The following is a 10,588-nucleotide window of genomic DNA, read 5'->3' as shown; positions in this document are numbered from 1 at the left end:
CAACACCGCACAAAGAGCGCCTGACGGCTTTGCACGTCATATGCTTGCATATTTTCCGTCATATTTCACAAAAATGCTCGTGAATACATAGAGTATTCACTGCGCTTTTTGTTTCATCTGACGAAAAATCTGACGGCGCATCTGCCGCACAATCTTTGTGCGGCATTGCCCTAATTGATTATCAGCGGGCGGCTGATAGCCGCCCCTACATTTCATTTCTTTTTCACATCATTTAAAATAACGAAAGGAATTCATGCGGCATTGGGTCAGACCTGGTGCCGCATGAAACAGGTTCACAGAAAAATGGGTATTATGGACTTATTTCGTCAGATCGAGTCGGGTTCTGACGGCAGACTTCACGGCAAGCTGACGTGGATCATTGCCGGTCTAGGGAATCCTGGCCTGGAATATGAGCACACACGCCACAACGCCGGGTTCCTGACTATGGAACAGCTGGCGCAGAACTGCGGCGTCCGACTCAGCCAGATGAAATTCCAGGCGGATTGTGCCGAAGCCATGGTGGGCGAAGTGCGTTGTCTGCTCATGAAGCCGGCAACTTACATGAACCGCAGCGGTGATGCCATTGCAGTAGCGGCGGATTTCTATCACATTCCACCGGAGCAGGTGCTGGTCATTTACGATGATATCTCCCTTGCGCCGGGCAAGCTGCGTATTCGCAGAAAGGGCAGCGCCGGGGGACATAACGGTATCAAAAGTATTATTGCACAGCTGGGCACAGAGGAGTTTCCCCGGATCCGTGTGGGCGTAGGCGCAAAGCCCGATCCCCGGTATGACCTGGCAGACTGGGTGCTTTCCAAGTTTACCGAGGAGGAACAGACTGCACTTCAGCCGGCACTGGAACACGCTGCGGATGCGGCAAACCTGATCGTCCGGGGCGATATCAATCAGGCAATGAATCAATACAATGCATAATTCTGTATCTGCTGAGAACATCTGCTGAGGACTGTGATTTGGCGATGCAATCATTATGCATTCTTCATTCTTCATTATGCACTATGCATTCAAAGGAGGTTATTCCATGCAGTTTTTTGCGGCGGAATTTGAGAAGCTTGCGGCATACCGGGGACTGCTGCAAGCCCGGAAAGACGGTGCCAGTCCGGTTTCCTTCACTGGTGTTTCGCAGATACACAAGGCACATCTGCTGGCGGCACTCTGCGTAGAACAGGCACCTATTCTGGCAGTGACTGCCGAAGAAGCCGAGGCACGTCGGCTCTGCGATGACATCAACGCCATGCTGGACGAACCGGCGGCGTGGATGTTTCCGGCAAAGGAACTGGTGCTGACACCAGTGGAAGGCATCACCACTGCCTATGAGCACGCCCGGATCGCCGCACTGACGGCACTGCGCCGGGGACAGTGCCGGGTCGTCGCCGCAAGCGTAGAAGCATTGCTCCAGCCGACACTTTCCCCGGAAATGCTGGAACAGCATACCATACTCCTGCATCGGGATGATACTGCCGATCTGGGGGAACTGATCCGTCGTCTCACAGACTGCGGCTATGTCCGGTGCGAAAGCGTTTCCGGTGCAGGACAGTTCGCCGTGCGCGGCGATATTCTGGACGTGTTTCCGGTGCAGATGCAGGCGCCGGTGCGTGTGGAATTCTGGGATGATACCATTGATACATTGGTGCAGTTCGACCCGGAGACCCAGCGGCGTACAGACCCGGTGGAGGAACTTCTCATCCCTCCGGCAAGGGAGACCCTCTGTGACCCGGCAGAACTGGTGGAAAAGATTCGCAGACATGCCAAGTCGCTGCGTGGCAAATATGCAGAAATTGCCCGGGAAAAACTCTATGCAGATGCAGACAGCCTGGATGCCGGCATGATTCCGGTGCATCTGGATAAATATGCGCCGCTGCTTTGGAAAACACCGCCCATGGTGTTTGATTACGGCGTGGAAATGGTGACTTTCAGTGAATACGGCGCTATTGTGGACACCCAGCGTGGTCTCATGGCACAGTATCAGGAGGATTGCAAACTCCTGCTGGAGGAGGGCAACCTCTGCCGTGGATTAGAGGGCTATTATCAGAATCCGGCGGAAGTTGCCGCCCGGATGGATGGTATGTTCCAGATTTATCTCAGCAATTTTCTCCAGGGCGGTGAGCATGTCGCATTCCAGAAGCTGCTCAGCGTAGAAGCCCTGCAAAATGCACCCTGGGGCGGTGAACTGCGGCAGCTGACAGAGGATTTGCTGGAATACAGCCAACAGGGCTACTGTACCATGCTCTATGCCGGCAGCGAAAAGACCCTGCCCATTTTGCAGCAGGATCTCCGGGAAAGCGGTATCCAGTGCGAACTGGCAAAGCCGGACAGCACCTGGAAAGCCGGGACGGTCTATTTGCGTACCGGCAGCCTTTCCGGGGGATTTGCCTACCCGGAAATCAAGACCGCACTGATCACCCAGGCACGTACCATGCGTGCCGTACCCAACCGGAAGAAAAAACATCGTGGGGAAGAAATACGCACCCTGGCGGATATTACCCCGGGCGATCTGGTAGTACACGCACTCCACGGCATTGGGCGTTTTCTGGGCATCCGCAAGCTGGAACTGGAGGGTGTCACCAAGGATTATATTACCATCCAGTATGCCGGGAAAGAAAATCTCTATGTGCCTGTCACCCAACTGGATATAGTGTCCAAATATATCGGGCCCCGGGAGGATGCCGGGGTAAAGCTGAGCCGTCTTTCTTCTCCGGAATGGCAAAAGACCCGGAACAATGTCCGCAGAGCCGTCAAGGATATGGCGGACGAACTGCTGGCACTGTATGCAAAACGGGAAAAGACCAAGGGCTTTGCGTTCTATCCCGACGATGAGATACAGCATGATTTCGAAGCACGCTTTCCCTATGTGGAAACTGAGGATCAGCTTGCCTGCATTGAAGAAGTGAAACAGGACATGGAACGGGAACGCCCTATGGATCGCTTGCTCTGCGGGGACGTAGGCTTCGGCAAGACAGAGGTTGCCCTTCGTGCAGCTATGAAATGTGTCCTCAGCGGCAAACAGTGTGCCATTCTGGTGCCCACCACCGTCCTTGCCATGCAGCACTATCAGACGGCAGTCCGCCGGTTTGAACATTTCCCTGTGAATGTGGTCATGCTGTCTCGATTTGTGCCCCAGAAACGCCAGAAAGAGATCCTCAAGGAACTGAAAAGCGGCAAGGCAGATATCGTCATCGGTACTCACCGCATTGTACAGAAAGACGTGGAATTCCACGCGCTGGGATTGGCGATCGTAGACGAGGAGCAGCGCTTCGGCGTGGCGCACAAGGAGAAATTCAAGGAGATGTTCGCTGGTGTGGATATGCTGACTTTGTCGGCAACGCCCATTCCCCGGACGCTGAATATGGCAATGAGTGGTATTCGGGATATGTCCGTCATCTCCCAGCCGCCCCAGGATCGCTATCCTGTCCAGACCTACGTCATGGAATACAGCGAACCGATGCTGATACAGGCGATTCAAAGGGAATTGAAACGGGGCGGTCAGGTGTATTATATCCACAACCGGGTGGATACCATTGAATTCACTGCGTCGAAGCTCCAGAAATATCTGCCCGATGCTCGCATTCTGGTGGCACACGGGCGCATGGGTGAAGCGGAAATGTCTGAGATCTGGCGGAAATTGGTGGAGCACGAGGCGGATATTCTGGTATGCACTACCATTATTGAAACGGGCGTGGATGTGCCCAATGTAAATACGCTGATCATCGAAAATGCAGACTGCTTCGGACTGAGCCAGCTGTACCAGCTGAGAGGACGTGTGGGACGGTCGAATCGCCGTGCCTATGCCTATTTCACATTCAAGCGTGACAAGGTACTCCGGGAGGAATCCGCACGCCGTCTGGCGGCAATGCGGGAATTCACCCAGTTTGGCAGCGGTTTTCACATTGCCCTGCGTGACCTGGAGATTCGTGGTGCCGGCAGCCTTCTGGGCGGCAGACAGCACGGCCATATGGAATCTGTGGGATATGATATGTATCTGCGCCTGTTGGGCGAAGCGGTGGCAGAGGCAAAGGGTGAACCCATTCAGGAGACAGCGGAGTGTACTGTGGATATCCAGATCGACGCCCATATTCCCGAAAATTATATGGAAAGCCTCAGCCAGCGGCTGGATATGTACCGGAAGATCGCATCTGTGCATACGGCAGAGGATGAAATGGATCTGTTGGACGAACTCATTGACCGCTACGGCGAACCGCCAAAGGAAGTCATGGGGCTGATTACGGTTTCCCGTCTGCGCAATACGGCGGCGCAGCTGGGCATCACGGAGATCACCCAGCGGTCGGGCAATATGCTGTTCTATCTGGAACATCCCACGCCGGAAATGATCACGGCACTGTCGGCGAAATATCGGGGACGGGTGCAGTTCGGCAGTGTGGGAAAGCCCTATCTGGGCGTAAAGCTGGAGCAGGATAAGCCGCTGGAACTCATGCGGGATGTGCTGCAAATATTGTATGAAACGATGGGGAAAAGGAAATGAGTGCAGAAGCCGGAATGGGTTTGTGCGCTTTTCAGCGATTTCACAGGAATTCACCGCAAGATTTAGGCAAAATGTGCATAGACAAGGCTGGCGGATTGTGATATAATAATTCATATGAATATCGTGCAGGGTATATATGCCTGCTTTTCAGGAGGAGATTACTATGAAGATGATGAAGAAAATGGCAGCAGTTTTGGCTGTAGCAGCTGTTACTTCTGTATCTGTCACAACTATGGGCATCGGTGCAAGTGCTGCAGATGAGCCGCCTTATACTGCATATCTGTGTATTTCTGCCGGTGGTGCTGCACAATGGAAAGCTGGTGAATGGGAAACCGAGACGGCTACCATTACAGGTGATGGCTCGTATACTACATCTGTAACCATTCCGGCGGATAAGGGCTCAGAGACAATTGAATTCTTAATGCTTTCTACTGATATAAACGCATTTGCGTTTGCACCCAAAGGGGCATCAAGCTCGCAGAATGCTGTACCGGAAGGGTGCACTGCAAACATTACGATTGATTCCATCAAAGTGGTTCGTGTGGGTAGCGGCGAAGAAGTTGCAATTGCGTATAACGGACCTTCTGAGCATACATTATATTTGAATGATGATGGTAGCACCATGCGTGCAAATATTCTGAATACTTGGTCGAATGGTGTTCAGGACACGACGGATATTGATCCAAATGTTTCGGGCGGCTTGGCTGCCGGAGATAAAGTTGTTGTAAACTTTACTGTCAGTGGTATCGGCGCAGGCGGCGGCACAGCTGAGACAGACCCAGAATCTACAACTACAACCACAACATCAACTCCGGGTGGAGGAAATCCTTCTAGCGAAACTACAACTACGGCGGCCGTCGGCAATGGCGGCAATTCCGGCAATAACTCCAGCAGCGGCAGCTCTAACAAGAGCAGCGGCTCTTCCAACAGCGGTTCTTCCAATAATGCCAAGACCTCTGAGACAGGTGACTTCGGCATTGCCGCAGTTGTTCTGGGTGCAATTGCAACTGCAGCTCTGGGCGCTGGCGCATACACTGTAACAAGAAGAAAGAAGTAAGCTTGTTGCTGTGTTGATTTTTGACAATCTCATTTTTTCATTTTTACCCCTATAATACAGAGAACCCCCCTGTCCTGATCCGGCAGGGGGTTCTCGCTTTTTATGTTGCAAAATAAATGACTAAGGGCTAATGATACGGGGCGGCGATTGGGAAATCAGGCGTTCTTATCCCGCTCCATTACCGCAAGCTCATCACATCGTTCATTTTCGGGATGCCCGGCGTGTCCCTTGACCCAATGAAATGTCACATCATGCCGTTCCAGAAGAGGCAGAAGCTGTTCCCAGAGATCCACGTTCAGCGCCGGCTTCTTGTCCGATTTGATCCAGCCCCGTTTCTGCCAGCCATAGACCCAGCCCTTTGTGACGCTGTCCACCACATATTTGCTGTCCGTGGTCAGAATGACCTTGCACGGCTCTTTCAGGGCAGAGAGTGCTGCGATCACCCCGGAAAGCTCCATGCGGTTGTTGGTGGTGGAATGTTCACCCCCGGAAAGCTCCTTTTCCGCACTGCCGTAGCGCAGTATGGCACCCCATCCGCCGGGACCGGGATTGCCGCTGCATGCACCGTCCGTAAAAATCTCTACTGTTTTCATACCTGTCCTCCTGCATTGTGTGATGGTATTATTATACTATAAAACGCTGCAAATGGCAACTCCCAAAAAAATACGCCGAATTTTATGCAAATTGCATGCAGTCCATCCCTTGACCTGGCATGTTTTTTATGATATAATACAAATGTCAAATCCGGTTTTACGGATTATTTTGCGACTCGAATTCGGAAAGGAGTTTTTTGAAGATATGAAGAAATTAACACGTATTCTCGCTGCGCTTATGGCACTGACCATGATGGGGACTCTGGCTGCCTGCGGCAGTTCCGGCTCCGGAGATTCCGCTTCGGAATCCTCTGCGGATGAATCTGCGTACAAGGAAAAGGACGATGTAGAGGTAGACATTGGTCTGGTCGATGAAATGGTTGCCAACGACCCGGATATTAAGGGTCAGAAGATTTACTGGCTGGCTGACTATGACCTGAATCCGAAGAACAATCAGGACAGAAGCGTTGCATTGACGCTGTTTCAGGACAAGTACGGCGCAAGTGTGGAATACGTTTCCTGTACATCAGATACAAAGTTCGATACACTGGCGAGCCGGATCCTGGGCGGTGATCCGGTGGATATGTTCCCGTATGAGTGGGATGCTGTGCCTAACGGTGTAACAAAGGATCAGTATCAGCCTCTGGATGATTATCTGGATCTTGACAATGAAATCTGGACAGATATGTCCGATGTCATTGATATGTTTGAATATAAGGGCAAGCACTATGTGGTACCCTACTGCCTGTCTGATCCGCTGCTCATCACCTACAGCCGTTCCATGTGCGAAGAAAATGGTCTGGATGATCCCTATGAGCTGTACAAAGACGGTGACTGGGACTGGGATTCCTTCATGGATATGATGAAAACCTTCGTTTCCAATGCAGGCGATGGTGAGACACGATATGGCATCAACGGCTGGTTTGGTCAGGCAATGGTACAGTCTACCGGTGAAACGTTTGTCACCTATGACGGCGATAAGTTTGCAAACAACATCAGCAGCCCGGCGATTGAAGAAGCCGAGGGTGTGATGGAAGAGATTATGAATCTTGGCATGTATGATCCTACCTGGTACGGCTATCTGCCGGATGATGGCTCTACGCTCTTCTTCGGCATGGCAGACTGGGCGCTGGGTGAGTCCAATGTACGGCATGAGCCGGATCCGGAAATCAATGATGACGGATTTGTTGAGGACAATGACCTTATGATCGTGCCGTTCCCGAAACAGCCTGGCTCCGATGAATATTATCTGAACTGCAACTTCGCAGCAAAAATGCTGGTAAAGGGTTCGGACAAGGGTGATGCTGTTGCAGCATACATCAAGTGTGAGCGTCTGGCTGCCATGATCGATGACTATCAGGATGCCGCAAAGGAAAAAGCAATCATTCCGGAAATGAATGCGCAAGGCAAACTGAAAAAGTATGTGACTGAGGAACAGTATGATGCACTTCAGGATTATAAGGATCCGAAGAATATCACACCGGTATTTGACTTCGGCTATGGCATGGGCAGCAGAATGTATGGTGACGGCGAGTACACCTATGAAACAAGAGGTGTCATGAACAACCTGACCACTGCACTGCTGAACGGCGATAAGGATTCCTGGGCAGTACTGCGTGACGAATGGTCTGCGGTAATTGACGAGGTAATCAGCGGCTATAATGGCTAAGTAAAATTTTTTTCGTATGTGAAAGGTCTTTCCTGGATAACAGGGGAGACCTTTTTGCTTATATAGTGGCAAATTTGGTGTAAGGGTTGGGTACGTAAGGAAAATTGATGTGCAAGAATCCGCACTCAAACAATTTGCGTTCCACTGAAATCTGTGCTATAATGAAAGAAACCATTTTTCGAAAGGAGACGCCTATGGACGAACTGTTTCAGCCGATTTCTCAGCTCAAGGGCATTGGTGCTAAGCGTGCAGAAGCCATGGCACGGCTGGGAATCCAGACCCCCTATGATTTGCTCTATCACATTCCCCGCAGCTATCTGGATTACAGCCACCCGGTGGCAGTTGCGGCGACACAGCCCGGCGAGGAGTGCGTGATTCGTGTGCAGATCGCCCGGAAATTTCCGCCCCAGTATATCCGCAAGGGCATGACCATTTTCAAGGCTGTTGCCACAGACGGCGTCTCCGATGTGACCATTGTGATCTATAATAACCCCTATGGCTTTCAGGCGCTGCGTCTGGGCGAGTGGTATCGCATGTCCGGAAAGATACAGGGGAATCTCCTGCGCCGGGAAATCTCTGCGCCCCATGTACTGCCGGATAATTCCAAGGAGCTGATCTATCCGTCTTACCCTTTGACCAGTGGTATTTCTGCGCAGGTACTGGTAAATGCCGTGAAACAGGCAATGGCAATTGTCAAGGCAAAGCCCTTCGACTGGATGCCGGAATCTATGCGTCTGGAGCATGGACTGCTGCCCTTGCCGCAAGCCCTGGAACAAGTCCATTTTCCAGCTAGCCCGGCGCTTATGGAAACAGCACGGCGCCGCCTTGCCTTTGATGAACTGCTCCAATTGCAGCTGGGGATGCTCATGCGCCGTGCAGATAATCGCACCAAGTCGGCATATCCCATGGCTGTCAGAACGGATTTGCAGCCCTTCTATGATGCTCTGCCCTTCCAGATGACTCAGGGGCAAAAAACCGCTGTCCAGGAGATCACAAGGGATCTCTGCGGAGCTGCGCCTATGAATCGTCTGCTCCAGGGAGATGTGGGCAGCGGTAAGACGGCAGTTGCAGCGGCGGCATGTTATTTCACCGTCCGGAACGGGATGCAGTGCGCACTCATGGCGCCTACGGAAATTCTGGCGGTACAGCATTATCATACCCTGAAACAGTTTCTGGAGCCTTTGGGTATTACAGTGGGATTGCTCACTGGCTCTCTCCGTGCTAAGGAAAAGCGTGCCGTCTATGACGGACTGGCGGATGGGTCTGTGCAGCTGGTGGCAGGTACTCATGCGATTTTTCAAAAGGAAGTGCAGTTCCAGAAGCTGGCGCTGGTCATTACCGATGAACAGCATCGCTTCGGCGTAGCCCAGCGCACCCTGTTTGCCGACAAAGGCGGCTGTCCCCATAAGCTTGTCATGTCCGCAACGCCCATTCCACGTACCCTGGCATTGATGATTTATGGCGATCTGGATATCTCCGTGCTGAAGGAACTGCCCAACGGACGGCTGCCAATCAAGACTTTTGCCGTCACCGGAAAGCTCCGCACACGGGCATACAATTTTATCCGGGAACAGCTGCAACAGGGACATCAGGGCTATATTGTCTGTCCCATGATCGACGACAAGGACGAAAGCGAATTGCAGGCGGTTTCCAGCTATGCGGAGTCCATACAGAACGGTGCCTTTGCGGATTATCGGGTGGGACTGCTCCACGGCAGAATGAAAGCTGCAGAAAAAGATCAGGTCATGGAGGCGTTCCGTGCTCATCAGCTGGATCTGCTGGTGAGCACCACGGTGATTGAAGTAGGCGTGGATGTGCCAAACGCCACCATTTTGCTGATAGAAAATGCCGAGCGGTTCGGACTGTCCCAGCTGCACCAGCTCCGGGGACGAGTGGGACGGGGCAGTGCGCAAAGCTATTGCATTCTCATGACAGATCACGTGACGGAGGAGTGCCGGACCCGGATGCAGATCATGAGTCGTACCAATGACGGCTTTCAGATCGCCGAAGCGGATTTGCAGCTGAGGGGCCCCGGAGACTTTTTCGGAGAACGCCAGCACGGTCTGCCGCCGTTACAGATCGCTGACCTGTCACATGACACTCAACTGCTCCATGAGGTACAAGAAACTGCCCAGGCACTGCTGCAGGAGGATCCGGATCTGTCGAAGCCGGAACATGGGGCACTGCGGCTGGAAGTGCTGCGTCTGTTCAATCGCAGCGGCGAGAACGGGAGAAATTAACCTGTATTTTGTTGAAATATAACATAACATGCTGTTGAAATAATACAGTTTTCACAAAACTCGCTTTTTTTCGATTTTTTTGAAAAAAATGCTTGACAAACCCCTTGCGTTGTGGTATACTGTAATAGTCGCCGGTGAGGAACACAAAACAAACCGGAAAGACAGCAATGTGGAAGCTTAGCTCAGCTGGGAGAGCATCTGCCTTACAAGCAGAGGGTCATAGGTTCGAGCCCTATAGTTTCCACCACATGGCCCGGTAGTTCAGCTGGTTAGAACGCCGCCCTGTCACGGCGGAGGTCGTGAGTTCGAACCTCATCCGGGTCGCCATGCAGCATACTTATGCTGTGATGCCTCTGTAGCTCAGTCGGTAGAGCAGGGGACTGAAAATCCCCGTGTCATTGGTTCGATTCCGATCGGAGGCACCATGGAATATGTATCGGTTTGCTGTAGTAACAGTTTACTGCAACATGTTCCGGATGCGGATTTAGCTCATCTGGTAGAGCGCCACCTTGCCAAGGTGGAGGTAGCGAG

6 protein-coding genes and 3 tRNA genes are annotated in these 10,588 nt (G+C 52.1%); 8 read left to right on the top strand and 1 reads right to left on the bottom strand.

Annotation, left to right across the window (positions count from 1 at the left end):
- The first annotated feature begins 312 nt into the window (after nucleotides 1-312).
- The 3 genes from pth to Q0418_RS08485 all read left to right on the top strand — a co-directional run bounded on the left by pth (nucleotide 313) and on the right by Q0418_RS08485 (nucleotide 5,555).
- A complete protein-coding gene (pth, locus tag Q0418_RS08495) occupies nucleotides 313-933 on the top strand; it encodes an aminoacyl-tRNA hydrolase (protein WP_317336787.1) in 621 nt (206 codons plus the stop codon).
- Between the two features lie 106 nt (nucleotides 934-1,039).
- Nucleotides 1,040-4,498: a transcription-repair coupling factor gene (gene mfd / locus Q0418_RS08490; RefSeq protein WP_298483705.1), complete on the top strand. Its 3,459-nt coding sequence runs from the start codon at nucleotides 1,040-1,042 to the stop codon at nucleotides 4,496-4,498.
- Between the two features lie 163 nt (nucleotides 4,499-4,661).
- Nucleotides 4,662-5,555: a hypothetical protein gene (locus Q0418_RS08485; RefSeq protein WP_298483704.1), complete on the top strand. Its 894-nt coding sequence runs from the start codon at nucleotides 4,662-4,664 to the stop codon at nucleotides 5,553-5,555.
- 155 nt (nucleotides 5,556-5,710) lie between these two features.
- Here the strand turns inward: Q0418_RS08485 and rnhA are convergent, their stop codons facing one another.
- Nucleotides 5,711-6,148: a ribonuclease HI gene (rnhA, locus tag Q0418_RS08480; RefSeq protein WP_295214059.1), complete on the bottom strand. Its 438-nt coding sequence runs from the start codon at nucleotides 6,146-6,148 to the stop codon at nucleotides 5,711-5,713.
- A gap of 205 nt (nucleotides 6,149-6,353) precedes the next feature.
- Here rnhA and Q0418_RS08475 point away from each other — a divergent pair, with 205 nt between their 5' ends.
- The 5 genes from Q0418_RS08475 (at nucleotide 6,354) to Q0418_RS08455 (ending at nucleotide 10,482) form a co-directional block, all read left to right on the top strand.
- Complete coding sequence (locus Q0418_RS08475; RefSeq protein WP_298483703.1) at nucleotides 6,354-7,817, top strand: ABC transporter substrate-binding protein; 1,464 nt, start codon at nucleotides 6,354-6,356, stop codon at nucleotides 7,815-7,817.
- A 107-nt stretch (nucleotides 7,818-7,924) separates the two neighbouring features.
- The gene (gene recG, locus Q0418_RS08470; RefSeq protein ID WP_367276254.1) at nucleotides 7,925-10,057 is read left to right on the top strand and encodes an ATP-dependent DNA helicase RecG; all 2,133 of its coding nucleotides are present in this window, start codon (nucleotides 7,925-7,927) and stop codon (nucleotides 10,055-10,057) included.
- A gap of 171 nt (nucleotides 10,058-10,228) precedes the next feature.
- A tRNA-Val gene (locus Q0418_RS08465) sits at nucleotides 10,229-10,304 on the top strand.
- Nucleotides 10,305-10,307: 3 nt separating this feature from the next.
- A tRNA-Asp gene (locus Q0418_RS08460) sits at nucleotides 10,308-10,384 on the top strand.
- A 22-nt stretch (nucleotides 10,385-10,406) separates the two neighbouring features.
- A tRNA-Phe gene (locus tag Q0418_RS08455) sits at nucleotides 10,407-10,482 on the top strand.
- Nucleotides 10,483-10,588 lie beyond the last annotated feature (106 nt).

The sequence above is a fragment of the uncultured Ruminococcus sp. genome (assembly GCF_937915125.1).
GTDB lineage: Bacteria > Bacillota > Clostridia > Oscillospirales > Ruminococcaceae > Ruminococcus_C.
This window is presented reverse-complemented; position numbering and strand designations above follow the sequence as displayed.